Genomic DNA, 17219 nt, shown 5'->3' with positions numbered 1-17219 from the left:
CGGCCTGATCGCCCTGGTGGACCGCATATGAGCGCCGCCGACGCGTTGGGTCTCGTCATCTCCGCCCTCCTGGCGGGCTTCCTCCTGTACGCGCTGGTGCGCGGGGAGCGGCTCTAGCCATGGCCTGGGTTCAGCTCATCGTCTTCTGCGCCGTGCTGCTGGCGATCGTGCCGCTGCTCGGTGGCTACATCGCGCGCGTCTTCACCTACGAGGCGCGCCGGCCGCAGACCTGGAAGCAGTACGCGGTCAGCCTCATCACCTTCTCGGTCCTCTCGTGGCTGTTCCTCTACCTCGTCCTGCGCGCCCGGATGCCGTGGGACCTCTCCTTCAACACCACTTCATCGTTCGTCACGAACACGAACTGGCAGTACTACGCGGGCGAGACGACGCTCACGGGCTTCATCCAGATGGTCGGGCTCGCGGTGCAGAACTTCGTCAGCGCCGCGGTCGGCCTCGTCGTCGCGATCGTGCTGATCCGCGGCATCGCGGGCCGGCCGCTCGGCAACTTCTTCGAGGACCTCACACGTGCCGTCGTGCGCATCCTGCTGCCGATCTCGTTCGTCGGCGCGCTGATCCTCGCCTCCCAGGGCGTCGTGCAGTCACTTGACCTGCCGGTCGCCTCGCAGGAGATCATCAAGGTCCTCGGGACCAACGGCGGCGGGTTCTTCAACGTGAACTCCGCGATGCCGTTCGAGAACCCGAACGGGCTCACGAACGTCCTCGAGATGCTGGCGATGCTCGCCATCCCGGCGTCGCTGACCTTCACCTACGGGCGGATGGTCGGCTCGGCCCGGCAGGGATGGACGATCTTCGGCGTGATGTTCGCGATCTTCCTGGCGGGCGTCGTGGTCGTCTACCTCGCCGAGCTGCAGGCGACACCCGCGCAGCAGGCCGCCGGGCTCACCGGCGCGAACCTCGAGGGCAAGGAGCTGCGGTTCGGCACGGGCGGCAGCGCGCTGTGGACCGTCGTGACGACCGCGACCTCGACCGGTGCGGTGAACGCCGCGTTCGAGTCGCTCACCGGCATCGGCGGCCTCGTCCCGATGGTCAACCTCGCCTTCGGCGAGTCGATCTTCGGCGGCGTCGGCACCGGGCTCTACACGATGCTGCTCTACGTCCTGCTCGCCGTCTTCATCGGCGGCCTGATGGTCGGCCGCACGCCGGAGTTCCTCGGCAAGAAGCTCGAGGGCCGCGAGATCAAGCTGATCGTGCTCGCGCTGCTGGTGACGCCGCTCGCCGTGCTCGTCACCACGAGCATCGCGATCTCCACCGACTACGGCCAGGCCTCGATCTACGCCGCCGGCCCCCAGGGCTTCTCCGAGTCGCTGTACGCCTACATGTCGCAGGCGAACAACAACGGCTCGGCCTTCGCGGGCTACACCGGCGTCACGTTCGCCGACCTGCTCGGCGGCCTGACGATGCTGATCGGCCGCTTCGCGCCGATCGTCCTGACGCTCGCCGTCGCCGGCGCGCTCGCCACCAAGCGGGTCGCGCCCGCCGGCCTCGGGACCATGCGCACCGACACGCCCACGTTCGCCGGCCTGATCACCGCCACGGTCGTGATCGTCGGCGCCCTCACCTTCCTCCCCGCCCTGCTCCTCGGACCTGTGGTCCAGGGCCTGACGACCCAACTCTTCTGATGAAACGCACCCTCATCTCCTCCATCGTCGCCGTGCTCGCGTCCACCGTGCTGCTCGGCCTCGTGTATCCGCTCGCGGTCACGGGCATCGTCCAGGTCATCCCCACGCGGGAAGTCGTCCTGGCCGAGGCCACGCATGTCGGCGACGCGCGCTACTTCCAGCCGCGTCCGTCGCAGACCGACTACTCCGCCGACGCGACCGCCTTCTCCAACCGCGGCCCGAACTCGAGCAGCGCGAAGTACTTCTACCTCGAGCAGATCGCGGCCTACCGGGCGATGAACGACGGTGCCGAGCCGCCGATGGATGCCGTGACGACCTCGGCCTCCGGCGTCGACCCCGACATCTCCCATGAGAACGCCGTCATCCAGGCCCGCCGGATCGCCCGCGTCCGCAGCCTGCCCGAAGCCGAAGTGCTCGCCCTGGTCGGCGACGACGGGCACGTCAACACCACCAAGCTCAACGAGGCGCTGGACCGATGACCGCCGTAGCCACTCCCCCCGCCGCTCCCCCGCAGCGTCCCGCGCCGATGCGGCCGTCCCGCTCGGTCCTGCTGGACGCGCTGCGCAAGCTCGACCCGCGCGTGCAACTGCGCAACCCGGTGATGTTCGTGGTCGAGGTCGGCGCGGTCATGACGACCGTCGCCGCCGTGGTCGGCGGCGGTGACGACCCGCGCTGGTTCACGGTCACGATCGCCGTCTGGCTGTGGCTGACCGTCGTCTTCGCCAACCTGGCGGAGGCGCTGGCCGAGGGCCGCGGCCGCGCGCAGGCCGCGTCGCTGCGCGCGATGCGGAAGACCACCACCGCGCGGCTGCGCGACGGTGGGGAAGTCGCCGCGTCCGACCTCACCCGCGGGGACATCGTGCTCGTCGCGGCCGGTGAGGTCATCCCCGGCGACGGCACCGTGATCGACGGCATCGCCTCCGTGGACGAGTCGGCGATCACCGGCGAGTCGGCCCCGGTCATCCGCGAGTCCGGCGGTGATCGGTCCGCGGTCACCGGCGGCACACGGGTGCTGTCCGACCTGATCGTGGTCGAGATCACGCAGGAGCCCGGCAAGTCGTTCCTGGACCGGATGATCAACCTGGTCGAGGGCGCCGAGCGGCGCAAGACGCCGAACGAGATCGCGCTGAACATCCTGCTCGCCGGGCTCACGCTGGTCTTCCTCGTCGTGGTCGTCGCGCTCAAGCCGTTCGCGGACTTCGCCGGCACGGACGTGTCCTTGACGACGCTGATCGCGTTGCTGGTGGCGCTCATCCCGACGACGATCGGGGCGCTGCTGAGCGCGATCGGCATCGCCGGCATGGACCGGCTCGTGCGGCGCAACGTGCTCGCGCTGAGCGGGCGCGCCGTGGAGGCGAGTGGCGACGTGGACGTGCTGCTGCTCGACAAGACCGGCACGATCACGCTCGGCAACCGCCAGGCCTCCGAGTTCGTACCGATGCCGGGCGTCGAGGAGGTCGCGCTCGCCGAGGCCGCGCAGCTCGCTTCGCTGGCCGACGAGACGCCCGAGGGCCGCTCGATCGTGGTGCTGGCCAAGCGCTACGGGCTGCGCGAGCGTGAGCTCGGCACCCACGCGTTCGTCCCCTTCACCGCCGAGACGCGCATGAGCGGCATCGACCACGAGGGCACCCGCCTGCGCAAGGGCGCCGGCGACGCGATCATCGCCTTCGTCGAGGCCGAGGGCGGCCAGGCGCCGCACGAGCTGCGGTCGGTCCTGGGAAAGATTGCCCGCGACGGCGGCACGCCGCTGGCCGTCGCCCGCGACGCGCAGGTCCTCGGCGTGATCCATCTGAAGGACACCGTCAAGGACGGCATGCGCGCCCGCTTCGAGCAGCTGCGCGCGATGGGCATCCGCACGATCATGGTCACCGGCGACAACCGCCTGACCGCCGCCAAGATCGCCGAGGAGGCCGGCGTCGACGACTTCCTCGCCGAGGCCACCCCGGAGCGCAAGCTCGAGCTGATCAAGGAGGAGCAGTCCCACGGCCGCCTCGTCGCCATGACCGGCGACGGCACCAACGACGCACCCGCGCTCGCCCAGGCCGACGTCGGCGTGGCCATGAACACCGGCACCCAGGCCGCCCGCGAGGCCGGCAACATGGTCGACCTGGACTCCAACCCGACCAAGCTGATCGAGATCGTCGAGGTCGGCAAGCAGCTCCTGATCACCCGCGGTGCGCTGACGACCTTCAGCATCGCCAACGACATCGCCAAGTACTTCGCGATCCTCCCCGCGATCTTCGTCGCCACCTACGCGGCGGCGGGCGAGTCCGAAGGCCCTTTGGCGAAGCTGAACGTCATGGACCTGGGCACGCCCCAGTCGGCGATCATCTCGGCGATCGTCTTCAACGCGATCGTGATCCCGCTGCTCGTCCCGATCGCCCTGCGCGGCGTGAAGTACAAGGCGGCGGGCGCGACCGCGCTGCTGCGCCGCAACCTGCTGATCTACGGCCTCGGCGGCCTGATCGCCCCGTTCGTGGGCATCAAGCTGATCGACCTGGTCGTGCACGGTCTGCTGGGCGCCTGAGCCAGGCGTACAGCACGGCGCACGAGAGCGCGAGGCTCCCCAGGCCCAGCCCGAAGAAGGCGGCCGGGGAGTCGACGCGCTCCGTGAGCCATGCGAAGTTCTGGCCGAAGAAGCCGACGACGAAGCCGAGCGGCAGGAAGACCGTGGCGACGACCGTCAGCTGACGGATCGTCGCCGTCTGGCGCTGGTTGGCCAGTGCCGCGCTCGCCTCGAAGACGCTCGTGAGCTGCTCGCGCTGGGCGACGATCTCGTCGTGCAGGCGGCGGACGTGGTCGGTGGCGTCGCGGAAGTAGCGGGCGAGCGCCGGGCTGACGTCCTTGAACTGGCCGTGCTCCATCGCCTCGAGCGGGATCAGGAGCGGGTGGACGGCACGGTAGAGGTGGTTGACCTGCTGCTTGAGCTCGTAGATGCGCTCGGTGGCGTCGACGCGGCGGGCGAAGATCTCGGCCTCGACCGCCTCGATGTCGTTCTCGATCTCCTCCACGACCGGTTCGAGGTCGTCGACGATCGCGTCGAGGATGCCGTAGACGACGGCCGCCGGGCCGTGCTTGAGCAGCTCAGGCCGGACGTTCGCGCGGACCTCGCCGTCGCCGTGCCGCACCACGATCACGAAGCCGACGCCCAGGAACAGGTGGACCTCGCCGAACAGGACGGTCGCGCGGTCGGGCGTGTTGCGCGCGGTGCGCAGGACGAGCAGGTGGAAGTCGTCGTAGGCCTCCACCTTCGGGCGCTGATGCGCGCGACGGGTGTCCTCGATCGCGAGCTCGTGCAGGCCGAAGCCCTCGCTCAGCGCGCGCAGCTCCTCGTCGGTCGGCTCGAACAGCTCGACCCAGACGAAACTGCCGCCGCTGCGTGGGTGCGCAGCGGCGGCAGTGAGGCTCAGCGGCGTGCCCGGTTGGCGAACGCCGCGGAGGTAGTGGGCCGCGTCGGTGATCACCAGCCGGCCGTCGGCCGCGCCGGCGTGACCGGGCACGGCGTGACCTTCGGCATGGCGAACTGGTGCTCGGGCCGCCGCGGCGGCTCTGGGGAGGAAGCAGGCACACGGTGATCATCGGCCCGCTCGCGTGAAGGGCTCCTCTAGATCGCGGAGCCCGGCATACAGATGTCGTTAAGACCCGCCGGCTCCGCGGTCCTGCTGGTTCGACGCCGTCCACGCCGCGCGAAGCTCGATCCACTTGCGCAGCCAGTCCGGCAGCATCCACAGCGCGAACAGCGCGAGCCCGGCGGGTGAGAGCTCCAAGATCGTCTTGAGGGCGTCCGCGATCACACCCAATGGTCTACCGCTAAGGCGACCGTTCTTCCCTGTCATTTTGCGTGTTCGGAACCAGGGGTTCTCCCGTGGGGTCCGACGACACCGGCACCGGGAGCTCGACCACGAACGAGGTCGCCTGGTCGGGCAGGGACTCGACCCAGACGCGGCCGCCGTTGGCCTCGACGAAGCCGCGGACGATCGCCAGGCCCAGGCCGGAGCCGCGGGAGCCGCTGCGGTAGAAGGGCTCGAAGATCCGCTCCTGGTGGGCCTTGGGGACGCCCGGGCCGCGGTCGACGACGCGGACGAGGATGCGGCCGCCGACGTCCCGCGCACGCACCGACACCGGATGGCCGCCGGAGTGGCGCTGGGCGTTCTCGAGCAGGTTCGCGAAGGCGCGTTCGAGCTGGGCGGCGTCGGCCTTGACGGGCGGGAGGTCGGTGTCGACGGAGAGCTTGAAGTCGCCGGACGGGACGTCGTCGATCGCGGCGGTGAGGACCTCCTCGATCGAGGACCACTCGGGGCGGGCCTCGGCGGCGCCCGCCTCGAGCCGCGAGAGGTCGAGCAGGTTGTCGATGAGGCGGCTCAGCCGCGTGGCTTCCTCGGTGATCGCCTCGGCCAGCTCGACCCGCTCGTCCGGGGCGAGCTTCAGCGCCTCGGCACTCGTCAGGATCGCCGTCAGCGGGGAGCGCAGGTCGTGGCTGACGGAGCGCAGGAGCGCGGTCTTGATCACGTCGGAGCGGCGCAGCGCGGCGGTCTCGACCGCGTCGTTCATCAGGGCGTCGCGCTCCAACGCCGCCGCGAGGAGCGCTTCGAGCGACGGCACGATGCGCACCTGGATGCGGCGCAGCACCGGCTCCGGCGCGTCGACGGTCAGCGTGCCGATCTGGCGCGGGCCCTCGCGCAGCGGGAAGGTGCCGGGCTCGGCGCGGGCGACGATCGACGCGCTGGGCGCGTCCAGGGCACGGGCGAGCCGCTCGGCCACGGCCGGCAGCGCCTCCTCCAAGCGCCCGCCGCGGAGCAGCAGCCGCGCCATCTCGGCGCTCAGGTCAGCTTCCTGGCGGCGCTCCTCGGCCTCGATCGTGCGCCGCCGGGCCAGCTCGGTCAGCGACGACGCCAGCACGGCCGCGCCGAAGAAGACGATCAGCGCGACCCAGTTCTCGCCGCCCGTGATCGTGAAGCGGCCGGTCGGCGGGATGTGGAAGAAGTTGAACGCGAGCGCGCTGGCGAGTGCCGTGCCCAGGCCGAGCCACGCGTTCCAGACGCTGGCGACCGCAAGCACGACGACGAGGTACACGACGCCGAGCGAGACGACCGGCGCGACGTCACGCAGCGCGAACAGGATCAGCGTGGTCAGCGCCACGCCGAGCGCCGCCGCCGCGACCCCGAGAAGTAGCGGCGGTCGGCGCCGGAGCACCACTTAGCCCCAGACCTCCTCGGCCGTCTCGACGACCAGGCGGAGCTTGTCGATCTCCTGCTCGACGGTCAGCGCGTTGCCCTCGACCGTCGAGGAGAAGCCGCACTGGGGCGAGAGGCAGAGCTGGTCGAGGTCGACGTACTGGGTCGCCTCCTCGATCCGGCGCTTCAGGAGCTCCTTCGTCTCGAGCTCGCCGCTCTTGGTGGTGACGAGGCCGAGCACGACGACCTTGCCCTTGGGCACGAACCGCAGCGGCTCGAAGCCGCCGGAGCGGGCGTCGTCCCACTCCATGAAGAAGCCGTCGACGTCGAGCTCGTTGAAGAGCGCCTCGGCGACGAAGTCGTAGCCGCCCTCGGCGACCCAGCTGGACCGGAAGTTGCCGCGGCACATGTGCGTGGTGACCGCCATGCCCTCCGGGCGGTCGGCGAGCGCCTCGTTGATGTGGCGGATGTACGCCTCGTGCAGGTGCTCGGCGTCGTCGACCTTCGCCGCCATCTCGGCGCGCTGGTTCGGGTCGTTGAGGTAGGCGAGCGACGTGTCGTCGAACTGCAGGTAGCGGCAGCCGAGGTCGTGGAGCGCGCGTACCTCGTCCCGATAGGCGCTCGTGAGATCCGCCCAGAACTGGTCCATGTCCGGGTAGACGGACTCCTCGATCGCGGCGCGGCCGCCGCGGTAGTGGACCATGCTCGGCGACGGGATCGTGAGCTTGGGCGTGGCGGTCGTCACGGCCGACTGCAGGAACTCGAAGTGGTCGGCGAAGATCGGCTTCTCGAGCGTGATCTTGGAGTCCACGTGCATCGCGGCGGGCGTCCACTCGATGTCGCCGTCCGCGTTGTGGAACTTGACCTTGAGCTGGCCCGGGGTCTTCTGCACGCCGCCGAGGCTGTAGATGAAGTCCATGTGCCAGGTCGCGCGGCGGAACTCGCCGTCCGTGGCCGATCTGAGCCCGACGTCCTCCTGCAGCTTCACCGCATCGCGGATCGCGGTGTCCTCCACCCCGCGCAACTCGTCGGCATCGATCTTGCCGTTGGCGAAGGCCTCGCGCGCCTGGAGCAATTCCGGCGGGCGCAGTAGGCTGCCGACGTGGTCGGCGCGGTAGGGCGGCGTCTCACGGCTGGACATGGCGTGCAACGGTATCGGTCGGATGGAGATCGAGTTCGCACCACTGCAGCTGCTGCCGATGCTGGTCTTCGGCGTCCTCTACTGGCTGCGCAACCGCTCGCTGACGTCCACCCCCACCTGGCGCAAGTGGTGCTTCTACGCCGGCCTCGTGCTGATGGCGCTGACGCTCTCCTCCCCGCTCGCGGTGCTGAGCGAGGAGCTGTTCTGGGCGCACATGCTCGAGCACCTGCTGATCGCCGACCTCGGCGCGCTGCTGATCGTGCTCGGGTTGACGGGTCCCGTCCTGGCGCCGCTGCTGCGCGCGGTGCCGTGGCTGCGCGTGTTCGGCCATCCGGTCGTCGCGCTCGTGGCCTGGACCGTGAACTTCTACGTCTGGCACCTGCCCGCCCTCTACCAGGGCGCGGTGAGCAACGACGCCGTCCACGCGCTTCAGCACATGCTGTTCGTGTCCTTCGGGATCGCCATGTGGATGGCGCTGCTCGGCCCGCTCCCCAAACCGGCTTGGTTCGGCAACGGCTGGAAGATCGGCTACATCCTCGCCATCCGGATGATCGGCAGCGTGCTCGCCAACGCGCTGCTGTGGTCCAGCGCCGTGCTCTACCCGCAGTACGCGCGCGGCCAGGCCGAGCACGGCATCAGCGCCGCCAACGACCAGAGCGCGGCGGGCGCGATCATGATGGTCGAGGGGTCGATCGTGACGATCCTCTTGTTCGGGTGGCTGTTCCTGAAGGCCGCGCGGGAGAGCGAGGAGCGGCAGGAGCTGCAGGAGCTGGCGGCGGCGCGGGGTGTCGAGATGCCGGCTGACCGGATCGCGCGGGCGGTCTCGGCGGGGCGTGGGGACGCGCTGCGCGAGCGGATCCTGTCTACCGCAGGCCTGGACTGAGTGCGTCGCGTTTCAGGCGGGCACCGATAAGGGGGGAGCGGGCCTCGCGGCCGGGAAGTGATCGCTGTCCGGCCTGATTTCGAAGGGGTATGCCCGGAAACTTTCCTGTGGGGAAAGTTTCCGGGCATACCCCCTAGTTCCAGGCCAGCGAGGAGCGCAGCGCCCAGTAGGCGTCGCTGTCCTCGGCGAGGCCTGGCTCGTCGACCGGGTCCACGTCCAGCGCGCGCAGGTTCGACTTGAGCACGTCGATCGACGCCGCGCCGCTCAGCACCACGTCCGCCCACGGCTGGGCGAGCGCCACGGCCAGCGCCTGCGCGTCACGCGCCGCCAAGCGACCGTTCGCCAGGCCTTCCTTGACGATCACCTTCAGGCCAGAGCGCGCCAAGGCGTCGCCCGCCGCGCGCTCGTGCAGGTTCCAAGTCGCCTGCACGGCGGAGAAGATCCCCAATGACACCGCAAGATCGATCGTCTCGGCCTGGCCCGTGCCGGACACGGACAGCCCGATCGGCACGCCGGCCTCGCGCATCGCGCTCAGAACCGCGTCATTCCCCAGCACGCCGCTCTCCCGCGTGGCCGAGTGGATCTGGTAGAGGTCGAGCCAGTCGCCCAGGTTCTCCCGCGTCTCGTCGAGTTGGCGCTTGAACGTCTCCACGTCGTGGTGCTTGACCTCCGGCGGATCGGTGGCCACCTCCCAGTTCGCGGTGTAGACGTAGCCCCACTTGGAGGAGATCGTCACGCCGTCGGGCTTGCGGGAACGCAGCCACTCGCCGAGGAACTCCTCGCCGCGGCCGTAGGAGCGGGCGGTGTCGAAGTCGCGGATGCCCGCCTCGTAGGCGAAGTCGAGCACCTCGTGGGTGCGGGCGCGGAGGGCGTCGACGCTGCGGTCCTCGCCCAGCTCCGCGCCGTGGCCGAGGTTGAGATAGCCGGGGCGTCCGAGGGCGGCGGTTCCGAGTCCGAGGCGAGCCATTAATCGCAACGTAGCGTCCGCGCCATACTGGTTAGGTGTCCTCTGTCGACGACCTCCTGGCCGACGCCCCGCTCGGGGCGGCGGTCGCCGCGCTCGCCGAGCGCAATCGCCATCACCTTGACCAGATGACCGATGCCGAGCGCCAGGATGCGCTCTCGCATTGGCATGACCTCGCCGTCGCGGTGCTCACCGCCGCCGGGGCCGCAGTCGGAGGTGGTGAGGGCGTTGCCGGCGACGGTCAGGGCCGAGCGGTGATCGTGCTCGAAGACGCGGGCGGCGACGAGGTCGCCGTGCACGCGAGCTTCTTCCCGCAGCTGGAGGACGTCGGCGGCGAAGTGCTCGTCACGCCCGCTCAGGCCGCCGCGCTCGAGCTGCTCGAGGCGATGACCGGCGAGGGCGAAGACGACGAAGACGTCGTGTAACAAACGAGCCCCTGGCGAGACTGACAAGTACATGCTTTTCGACTTCGCATCCAAGACCAAGATGGTCGAGCGCGAGAAGGCGCTCCCCGGTCGCCCCGAGCCGCGACCGGTCCCCACCACCCACTTCGTCCTCGGTACCCCGCTCCAGCCCCCGTTCCCCGACGGCTACCAGACCGCGATCGTCGGGATGGGCTGTTACTGGGGCGCCGAGCGCACGTTCTGGCAGACGCCCGGCGTGTACACGACGGCGGTCGGCTACGCCGGCGGCTTCACGCCCAACCCCACCTACGAAGAGGTCTGCACCGCCAAGACCGGCCACACCGAGGCCGTGCTGGTGGTCTTCGACCCCGAGAAGATCTCCTACGAGGAGATCCTGAAGACCTTCTGGGAGAACCACGACCCGACCCAGGCCATGCGCCAGGGCAACGACGTGGGCACCCAGTACCGCTCCGCGATCTACACGACCACGCCGGAGCAGGCCGAGATCGCGGAGGCGACCAAGGCCACGTTCGAGGAGCGTCTGAAGGACGCCGGCTACGGCCCGATCGCGACCGAGATCGCCCCGCTCGACACCTTCTACTACGAGTCCGACGACGTGCACCAGCAGTACCTGGCGAAGGTGCCCAACGGCTACTGCGGCCTGGGCGGCACCGGCGTCTCCTGCCCGATCGGGGTCGACGTTCGCCCATAGGGCTCACGTCGACTTGGGAGTATCGCCCAGGGGGCGATACTCCCGCTCTTCGTCCTAGCGTCAGGGCGCGGTCGTCGACAGCGTGAAGGTCAGTGTCGTGGTGTAGGCGCCCGTGCGGAGCGCCTCACCCGCGCCGATCGCCTGGCGGAAGCCGACCGGCACCTCGTCGGTGATCACCGGTCCCTCCCACGACTTGAGCGCGACCGGAGCGACCAGCGGCGTGAAGGCCGCATCGCCCGCGCGCACGCCGAGCGGCTGCGCCAGCGCATGCGCGCCGTTCGTCAGCTTGCCGCCGGTCACGGTCAGCGTCGTGTCCATCGCGCTGGAGATCACGCGCGCGGTCGTCTGCGCCGTGTACTCGCGCTCGACGGCCGGCTGGAAGACGCCGAACACCGGCGGCGTGCCCAGCGTCAGCGACAGCGTGCCCGCGACCACGCCACCGACGGTCGACGGCACCTGCGTCGTCTCGTCCGCGGTGATGCGGTCGAACTGCAGGTAGTCGAGGTTGAAGTTCTGGTACGCGGTCGGGTCGATCCGCACGTAGTAGGAGAGCTTGCCCGCGGGCAGCTCGACCGACGGGATGATCTCCTGCGGCATGAACGCGTCGTGCGAGGTCGTCGAGGCGATGTCGACCGTCTGCGAGCGGCCCGGCAGCTCGAGCGTGATCTTGCCCGCCGGACGGTACGGGCTGCTGAAGCGGCCCCACACGCGGTAGGCACCGGCCGTCTTGACGGTGATGTCGTACTTGAGCCACTCGCCGCCACGGATCCAGCAGACGACCAAAGCGCCCTGCTGGTCGCAGACGTCGACGCCCTCGGCGCCGCGGTAGAGGTTGCCGCCCTGGTTGGCGTCCTCCAGATCGGAGTAGCCGACGCCCTTGCCGTCGGTCGAGTAGTCCTCGCCCTGGACGCGGATCGCGTTCGCGGCGTTGACCGGCTGGGTGACGTCGACGCCGCGCAGGTAGCGCTTGAGCTCGTCCGGGTTGTCGGTCTGGATGACGTCGGCCAGGTGGCGCTCGATGACCGGCTTCCAGCCGCGGGCGGGGTCGATCAGCGACGCCTCGTCCGTGTAGCGGCCGGCGAGCCCGTACCACATGGTGTTGATGAAGATCCGGCTCTGCCGTTTGGCCGCGGCCACCGCGGCGGGCTGGATCTGCGCATCCGTCAGGCGGTCGAAGACGATCTCGTAGGAGTCCGGCGGGTTGTCGCCGAAGCCGCTGAGCGAAGCGGCGTTGCCGTCCTCGACGATGTGCGAGTAGAGGATCCGCGGGTCCTTGGCGCGGAACGCCTGCACGTCGGCCACGGACGCGTTGCTCTTGAAGACCGCGGTCTCGACCGTGCCGGTCTCGATCAGCTCGGCCAGGATCTGGTCGCGGTACGCCCACGCCTTGTCGAGGTTGATCAGCGCCTTCGTGCCGATCACGGCCAGCGCTTCCTTCAGCGTCGGCACCTGCAGGTCGGTCACGGCCGCCTGCGCCCCGCCGAGGCCGTTCTTGAGCCGCAGCGCCTTGATCTGGGCGAGCGTCTTGGACGCGATCGAGCCCGTGCCGTTGGTCGTGCGGTCGACGGTCGTGTCGTGCATGAGCACGAGCTGCCCGTCGGAGGTGCGCATGACGTCGAGCTCGATCATGTCGAGCTTGCGGTCGATCGCCTGCTGGAACGCCGGGAGCGAGTTCTCGGGCGCGCCACGCCAGTAGCCGCGGTGGGCGGCGACGAGGATGCGGGCGTCGTCGCCGTGCGCGCGGTAGTCCGTGGCGAGCGGCGGAGTCTGGGCCATCGCGGTCGCGGGCAACGCGAGCGCGAGGGCAAGGGTCGTCATGCTGAGGAGCCTCATCGGCGCGCCATCTTCACGGCGCATCTGTGAGATTCGGCGGGCCCTTCACCGGACGCTAACGACTTCGGCTAGCTTTGGTCAGATGGCCGAAGCGATCGCCAAGGTTGGCGACATCGACATCTGTTACGAGACCTTCGGGGACCCGGCAGACCCCGCGATGCTCCTGATCATGGGCCTCGGCACGCAGATGCTGGCCTGGCACGAGGACTTCTGCGAGCAGCTCGCGGCGCGTGGCTACTTCGTCATCCGCCACGACAACCGCGACATCGGCCGCTCCACCCACCTGGACGATCTCCCGGTGCCGTCGCTCAAGCAGCTCGCGCTGCGCTCCAAGACCGCCGCGGCCTACACGCTCAGCGACATGGCCCGCGACAGCGTCGGCGTGCTCGACCACCTCGGCATCGAGCAGGCGCACATCGTCGGCGCCTCGATGGGCGGGATGATCGCCCAGCGCGTCGCGATCGAGCACCCCGAGCGCACGCTCTCGCTCGTCTCGATCATGTCCAACTCCGGCGACTTCTGGCACGGGCAGCCCGCGCTGACGATGTACGCGGTCCTGCTGCGGCCCGCGCCGAAGGACCGTGAGAAGTACATCGAGCACGGCGTGAACCTGTTCAGCAAGCTCGGCGGCTCGGGTTGGGAGCCCGACATCGAGGACCTGCGCGACATCGCCTCGCGCGGCTATGACCGCGGCCACAACCCGCGCGGCTCCTCCCGTCAGCTCGGCGCGATCGTCGCCGACCCCGACCGCGCGCCGGAGCTGCGCAAGCTGAAGGTCCCCGCGACGGTCATCCACGGCGCCGAGGACCGGCTCGTGCGACCGAGCGGCGGCCGAGCGACCGCGAAGGCCATCCCGGGCGCGACGCTCGTGCAGATCAACGGCATGGGCCACGGCCTCCCGCGCGGCGCCTGGCCGCAGATCATCGGCGCGATCACGCAGACCGCCGAGCGCGCGACGGTCAGCCCAGCAGCAGGATCAGCACCACCACAAGCAACAGCAGCAGGATGACCCCGCCGGTGATCGCGCCGCCCTGCCACTGCTTCGCCCAGTGGCCGGGATTGGCCTGATCACGCGTGTGGCGGCCCTCGGGCGGCTCGCCGGTCCAGTCGTCGTCGTCGCTCACGACAATGCCCGGCCGATCAACTCGACCATCTCGAGGTCGCGGTGTTCCTGCAGCTGGAGGTAGACGCCGGAGACGCCGACCGCCGCGAGCTCGTCCAGCCGCGCCTTGACCTCGTCGACGGACCCGTTGATCCACGTCTCGGTCGCTTCGGGGTGCGCCTTGCCCACCGACGCCGCGGTCATGATCGTGAACGGGATCGGCTCCCGCCCGGCCTTCTCACAGGCCGCGTCGATGTTGGCCTTGCGCTCGCGGATCTCGTCGAGCGTCGGCATCACGGTGTTGTACTCGTCGGCGTAGCGGGCGGCGAGACGCGCGGCGCGCGGGCCGGCGGCGCCGCCCATGATCAGCGGCGGGTGCGGCTGGGCGACAGGGCGCGGCCGCGCCTTCAGGTCGGTCAGCTCGTAGTGCTCGCCCTTGAAGCTGAACGGCCCGCCGTCGCCGAAGTAGCCGTCGTGGACGATCTCGAGCTGCTCCTCGAGCACGTCCATCCGCTCCTTCATCGACAGGAACGGGAAGCCCGACGCGCTGTGCTCGATCTCGCTCCAGCCTGTCCCCATGCCGAGCGAGACGCGCCCGCCGGACACGTGGTCGGCGGCGATCACGAGCCGGGCGAGCACGGACGGGTGGCGGAAGCTCGTCGGCGAGACCATCGTCCCGAGGTGCAGCTTCGTGGTGCGGGCGGCCAGCGCGTTGATGACCGCCCAGGCGTCCAGCGCGCCGCGTTCGCCCTCGCCCATGACGGACAAGTAGTGGTCTGAGCGGAACAGCGCCTCCACCCCGGAGCGCTCACACGCATCGGCCAGCGCGACCCAGTCCTCCCAGGTCACGTCTTCCTGGCCCTCGATCATCAAAGCGACTCTCACGAGCAGAGTCATACCCTCTCGCGCCGATGTCGCGCGCTGTGGTCTGGAGTCTGTACGCCGCCTGCGTGCTCGTGTGGTCGAGCACCTGGGTGGTCATCGCCGTCGGGCTGGAGGATGTCGCCCCCTTCTTCGGGGCCGGGATCCGCTTCGTCCTGGCGGGCGTCGGCGTGCTCACCGCCGCCGTGCTGCTCAAGCGCTCGCTGCGCACGGACGTGTTCCTCGCCGGCCTGATCGGCGTGCTCCCGTTCGCGACGAGCTACGGGCTCATCTACTGGGCCGAGCAGTACGTCACCTCCGGGCTCGCGGCCGTGCTGTTCGGCGTGTTGCCGCTCTACGTGGCGCTGCTGGCCGCGCTGTTCCTGCCCGAGGAGCCGCTGCGCCCGCGCCTGATCGTCGGCGTGGCGATTGCGCTGCTCGGACTCGTGCTGGCGTTCGGCGAGTCACTGGACCTCGGCACGGGCGAGCACACCGCGCTCGCCGCGCTGGCCGTGATCCTCTCGCCCCTGGCCAGCGCGATCGGCAACGTCGCCACCAAGAAGCGCATGCACGGGCTGGACCCGCTGGTGATGAACGGCTGGGCGATGGTCACGGGCGGCGTGCTCCTGCTCGCGTTCTCCGCGCCCACTGAAGACTGGGGCGCGACCAACTGGTCGGTGTCCTCGATCGGCTCGATCGTCTACCTCGCGGCGTTCGGCACCGGCTTCACGTTCGTGACGCTGACCGTGCTGCTGCGCGAGCTCCCCGCGGTCACGGTGTCCTTCATCTCGATGATCATCCCGTTCGGCGCGCTGGCGCTGGGCGCCGTTTTCCGGGACGAGACGGTGACGGCGGTCGCCGTGGGCGGCGCGCTGTTGGTCGTGGCCGGGATCGCGGTCGCGCAACTGCGATTTGGCAGGATGCGCTGATGCCTTCGATCGTCGTGCTCGGCGCCCGCAATCTCGGCGGCGCGATCCTCTCGCATCACCTGCAGAACGGCTGGAAGGGCGCGGCGGTCGCGCGCTCGGCCGAGACGCTGGAGACCGTGCGCGCCGCCGGTGGACTGCCGCTGGAGGCGGACGCTTCCGATCCGGAGTCGCTGCGCGCCGCGCTGGAGCGGGCGAAGGCCGAGCTCGGCTCGATCGACCTGATCGTCAACGCGGTGTCCGCGGCGCGGCCGACCAAGCCCGGCCCGTTCGGTGGCGGCGCGATCAGCGAGGCCACCGTCGAGGACTTCCGGGGCTGGACGGGCGCGGTCGCCGAGCAGGCGTTCGTCTTCCTGAGCGAGGGCGCGCGGGTGGGCGCGAAGACGCTGATCCAGGTCACGGGCGGCAGCGCGCGGCGCGCGATGGCCGGCCGCGGGCTGTGGGCGGCCGGCGCGCACGCGACCAAGGCGCTCGTGCACGCCGCGGCACAGGAGTTCCGCGAGCAGGGCGTCCACGTGGCGCTGCTGGTCGTCGACGCGACGATCGACTCGCCCAAGACCGCCGCGATGACAGCGGGCAAGGCGGAGAACGAGACGGCCGATCAGGCGCAGATCGCGCGGGCCGTGGAGTACCTCGCGGGGCAGACGCCCCGCGCGTACACCCACGAGCTGGTGGTCACGCCGGCGGGGGACCGCTGGCTGCCATGAGCGCCTCCGGGACCTCGCTGACCATCTCGAACGCCTCGTCGACCGCCGACAGCGCGAACAGCCGCTGCACGTTCGCCGGCCCGCGGACCAGCAGCAGGCGGTGACCGGCGCGGCGCGCTCGCCGGCGGGCCGCGAGCAGCCGGGCGAGCCCGCAGGAGTCCAGGAACGTCAGCTTGCGCAGGTCGAGGACGACCGTGTTGGGGCGCGACTCCTCCACGCGCCGCAGCTCTTCGTCGAAGGTGTAGGCGTGCGCGAGGTCCAGCTCGCCACGCAGCGCGATCCGTACGGCACCTGCGTCCAGCTCTTCGATCATCAGCCCGAAGCCCTGCATCGCGTGCTCCTCTCTAGAGCATGTCCCGACGCTGACAGTGCCCCGCTTCGAGCGTTTTGAATCGCGTCTGGCGTAGGGTTCGTCGCGATGTCCAAGCGCTATGTCCACACCTGCGTGCGGGTCCTCGACCCGGACGCGTCGGTCGCCTTCTACGAGGCCCTCGGCTACGAGCGCCGCGGCAAGCTTCAGTTCGAGACGGCTTACAACATCTACATGGGTCTCCCGGGTGATGCGGACACCCTCGAACTCACGGTCAACATCGGCCGCGAAGAGCCCTACGACCTCGGCGACGGCTACAACCACATCGCCGTGACGGTCGACGACCTGGATGAGCTTTTGACCGAGCTCGCGAAGATCGGCGTGGAGCCCGAGAAGCCGCCGTTCGCCCCGGGCGGCCGCCCCGAGATCGGCCGGATCTGCTTCGTCCAGGACCCGGACGGCTACCGCATCGAGCTGATCGACGGCGGCGAGTTCAAGACCCCGCAGGACGCCTGAGACTTACGTGCTTTCGTGTCGGGCGACGTGCGCTACGAGAGCACGA

Annotated in this window: 19 protein-coding genes; 10 read left to right on the top strand and 9 right to left on the bottom strand. The window is 70.1% G+C overall.

Features of this window, described 5'->3' with window-relative positions:
• Positions 1-119: 119 nt before the first annotated feature.
• From kdpA to kdpB, 3 genes are read left to right on the top strand one after another with little or no spacing between them, the layout of a single operon-like run.
• Positions 120-1640, top strand: coding sequence for a potassium-transporting ATPase subunit KdpA (gene kdpA / locus OJ997_RS20980; RefSeq protein ID WP_270027187.1), 1521 nt, complete (start codon positions 120-122; stop codon positions 1638-1640).
• Positions 1640-2119 carry a potassium-transporting ATPase subunit C gene (locus OJ997_RS20975; RefSeq protein WP_270027186.1) on the top strand — a complete coding sequence of 160 codons (480 nt, stop codon included), beginning with the start codon at positions 1640-1642 and terminating at the stop codon, positions 2117-2119. Before kdpA ends, OJ997_RS20975 begins: the two co-directional genes overlap by 1 nt.
• Before the next feature lie 47 nt (positions 2120-2166).
• Complete coding sequence (gene kdpB / locus OJ997_RS20970; RefSeq protein WP_270027185.1) at positions 2167-4167, top strand: potassium-transporting ATPase subunit KdpB; 2001 nt, start codon at positions 2167-2169, stop codon at positions 4165-4167.
• On the opposite strand, the gene OJ997_RS20965 is transcribed toward kdpB, so the two are convergent.
• The 4 genes from OJ997_RS20965 to OJ997_RS20950 all read right to left on the bottom strand — a co-directional run bounded on the left by OJ997_RS20965 (position 4124) and on the right by OJ997_RS20950 (position 7955).
• Positions 4124-5140, bottom strand: coding sequence for a magnesium and cobalt transport protein CorA (locus tag OJ997_RS20965; protein WP_270027184.1), 1017 nt, complete (start codon positions 5138-5140; stop codon positions 4124-4126). The genes kdpB and OJ997_RS20965 overlap by 44 nt on opposite strands.
• A 135-nt stretch (positions 5141-5275) precedes the next feature.
• Complete coding sequence (locus OJ997_RS20960) at positions 5276-5434, bottom strand: hypothetical protein (RefSeq protein ID WP_270027183.1); 159 nt, start codon at positions 5432-5434, stop codon at positions 5276-5278.
• Between the two features lie 16 nt (positions 5435-5450).
• The gene (locus OJ997_RS37700; RefSeq protein ID WP_270027182.1) at positions 5451-6833 is read right to left on the bottom strand and encodes a sensor histidine kinase; all 1383 of its coding nucleotides are present in this window, start codon (positions 6831-6833) and stop codon (positions 5451-5453) included.
• A gap of 3 nt (positions 6834-6836) precedes the next feature.
• Entirely contained in the window at positions 6837-7955 is a 1119-nt protein-coding gene (locus tag OJ997_RS20950; RefSeq protein WP_270027181.1) for a 5-methyltetrahydropteroyltriglutamate--homocysteine S-methyltransferase, read from the bottom strand.
• Positions 7956-7977: 22 nt separating this feature from the next.
• Between OJ997_RS20950 and OJ997_RS20945 the strand changes: the two genes are divergently transcribed.
• Positions 7978-8838: a cytochrome c oxidase assembly protein gene (locus tag OJ997_RS20945; protein ID WP_270027180.1), complete on the top strand. Its 861-nt coding sequence runs from the start codon at positions 7978-7980 to the stop codon at positions 8836-8838.
• Positions 8839-8971: 133 nt separating this feature from the next.
• Here OJ997_RS20945 and OJ997_RS20940 read toward each other — a convergent pair whose 3' ends face one another.
• Positions 8972-9805 carry an aldo/keto reductase gene (locus OJ997_RS20940; protein ID WP_270027179.1) on the bottom strand — a complete coding sequence of 278 codons (834 nt, stop codon included), beginning with the start codon at positions 9803-9805 and terminating at the stop codon, positions 8972-8974.
• 35 nt (positions 9806-9840) lie between these two features.
• Here OJ997_RS20940 and OJ997_RS20935 point away from each other — a divergent pair, with 35 nt between their 5' ends.
• On the top strand, positions 9841-10227 hold the full coding sequence (locus OJ997_RS20935) for a hypothetical protein (protein WP_270027178.1): 387 nt from the start codon (positions 9841-9843) through the stop codon (positions 10225-10227).
• A gap of 31 nt (positions 10228-10258) precedes the next feature.
• Positions 10259-10918 (top strand): peptide-methionine (S)-S-oxide reductase MsrA, encoded by a 660-nt coding sequence (gene msrA / locus OJ997_RS20930; protein WP_270027177.1) that lies wholly within the window; start codon positions 10259-10261, stop codon positions 10916-10918.
• A gap of 60 nt (positions 10919-10978) precedes the next feature.
• Here msrA and OJ997_RS20925 read toward each other — a convergent pair whose 3' ends face one another.
• Positions 10979-12736, bottom strand: coding sequence for a glycerophosphodiester phosphodiesterase family protein (locus OJ997_RS20925; RefSeq protein WP_270027176.1), 1758 nt, complete (start codon positions 12734-12736; stop codon positions 10979-10981).
• A 97-nt stretch (positions 12737-12833) separates the two neighbouring features.
• On the opposite strand from OJ997_RS20925, the gene OJ997_RS20920 reads away from it, so the two are divergent.
• On the top strand, positions 12834-13760 hold the full coding sequence (locus tag OJ997_RS20920; protein WP_270027175.1) for an alpha/beta fold hydrolase: 927 nt from the start codon (positions 12834-12836) through the stop codon (positions 13758-13760).
• On the opposite strand, the gene OJ997_RS20915 is transcribed toward OJ997_RS20920, so the two are convergent.
• A complete protein-coding gene (locus OJ997_RS20915; protein WP_270027174.1) occupies positions 13711-13875 on the bottom strand; it encodes a hypothetical protein in 165 nt (54 codons plus the stop codon). The genes OJ997_RS20920 and OJ997_RS20915 overlap by 50 nt on opposite strands.
• Entirely contained in the window at positions 13872-14738 is an 867-nt protein-coding gene (locus OJ997_RS20910) for an LLM class flavin-dependent oxidoreductase (RefSeq protein ID WP_270027173.1), read from the bottom strand. The genes OJ997_RS20915 and OJ997_RS20910 overlap by 4 nt, the downstream gene beginning before the upstream one ends.
• A 26-nt stretch (positions 14739-14764) precedes the next feature.
• On the opposite strand from OJ997_RS20910, the gene OJ997_RS20905 reads away from it, so the two are divergent.
• Positions 14765-15643: a DMT family transporter gene (locus OJ997_RS20905; protein ID WP_270027172.1), complete on the top strand. Its 879-nt coding sequence runs from the start codon at positions 14765-14767 to the stop codon at positions 15641-15643.
• The gene (locus OJ997_RS20900; protein ID WP_270027171.1) at positions 15643-16347 is read left to right on the top strand and encodes an SDR family NAD(P)-dependent oxidoreductase; all 705 of its coding nucleotides are present in this window, start codon (positions 15643-15645) and stop codon (positions 16345-16347) included. Before OJ997_RS20905 ends, OJ997_RS20900 begins: the two co-directional genes overlap by 1 nt.
• Here OJ997_RS20900 and OJ997_RS20895 read toward each other — a convergent pair.
• Positions 16316-16678, bottom strand: a complete 363-nt coding sequence (locus OJ997_RS20895) for an STAS domain-containing protein (protein WP_270027170.1) — start codon at positions 16676-16678, stop codon at positions 16316-16318. The two genes, OJ997_RS20900 and OJ997_RS20895, sit on opposite strands and share 32 nt — an antisense overlap.
• An 87-nt stretch (positions 16679-16765) precedes the next feature.
• Between OJ997_RS20895 and OJ997_RS20890 the strand changes: the two genes are divergently transcribed.
• The gene (locus tag OJ997_RS20890) at positions 16766-17173 is read left to right on the top strand and encodes a VOC family protein (RefSeq protein WP_270027169.1); all 408 of its coding nucleotides are present in this window, start codon (positions 16766-16768) and stop codon (positions 17171-17173) included.
• Positions 17174-17219: the final 46 nt, after the last annotated feature.

This window comes from Solirubrobacter phytolaccae, from assembly GCF_027587195.1.
GTDB classification, from domain to species: Bacteria; Actinomycetota; Thermoleophilia; order Solirubrobacterales; family Solirubrobacteraceae; genus Solirubrobacter; species Solirubrobacter phytolaccae.
This window is presented reverse-complemented; position numbering and strand designations above follow the sequence as displayed.

What these genes read in the sequence shown, in the direction of transcription:
- OJ997_RS20945 (WP_270027180.1), top strand. Translation starts at nt 7,978, where the DNA reads ATGGAGATCGAGTTCGCACCACTGCAGCTGCTGCCGATGCTGGTCTTC.
- OJ997_RS20950 (WP_270027181.1), bottom strand. Translation starts at nt 7,955, where the DNA reads ATGTCCAGCCGTGAGACGCCGCCCTACCGCGCCGACCACGTCGGCAGC.
- kdpB (WP_270027185.1), top strand. Translation starts at nt 2,167, where the DNA reads ATGCGGCCGTCCCGCTCGGTCCTGCTGGACGCGCTGCGCAAGCTCGAC.
- OJ997_RS20890 (WP_270027169.1), top strand. Translation starts at nt 16,766, where the DNA reads ATGTCCAAGCGCTATGTCCACACCTGCGTGCGGGTCCTCGACCCGGAC.
- OJ997_RS20975 (WP_270027186.1), top strand. Translation starts at nt 1,640, where the DNA reads ATGAAACGCACCCTCATCTCCTCCATCGTCGCCGTGCTCGCGTCCACC.
- OJ997_RS20940 (WP_270027179.1), bottom strand. Translation starts at nt 9,805, where the DNA reads ATGGCTCGCCTCGGACTCGGAACCGCCGCCCTCGGACGCCCCGGCTAT.
- OJ997_RS20925 (WP_270027176.1), bottom strand. Translation starts at nt 12,736, where the DNA reads ATGACGACCCTTGCCCTCGCGCTCGCGTTGCCCGCGACCGCGATGGCC.
- OJ997_RS20900 (WP_270027171.1), top strand. Translation starts at nt 15,643, where the DNA reads ATGCCTTCGATCGTCGTGCTCGGCGCCCGCAATCTCGGCGGCGCGATC.
- kdpA (WP_270027187.1), top strand. Translation starts at nt 120, where the DNA reads ATGGCCTGGGTTCAGCTCATCGTCTTCTGCGCCGTGCTGCTGGCGATC.
- OJ997_RS20895 (WP_270027170.1), bottom strand. Translation starts at nt 16,678, where the DNA reads ATGCAGGGCTTCGGGCTGATGATCGAAGAGCTGGACGCAGGTGCCGTA.
- OJ997_RS20905 (WP_270027172.1), top strand. Translation starts at nt 14,765, where the DNA reads ATGTCGCGCGCTGTGGTCTGGAGTCTGTACGCCGCCTGCGTGCTCGTG.
- msrA (WP_270027177.1), top strand. Translation starts at nt 10,259, where the DNA reads ATGCTTTTCGACTTCGCATCCAAGACCAAGATGGTCGAGCGCGAGAAG.
- OJ997_RS20920 (WP_270027175.1), top strand. Translation starts at nt 12,834, where the DNA reads ATGGCCGAAGCGATCGCCAAGGTTGGCGACATCGACATCTGTTACGAG.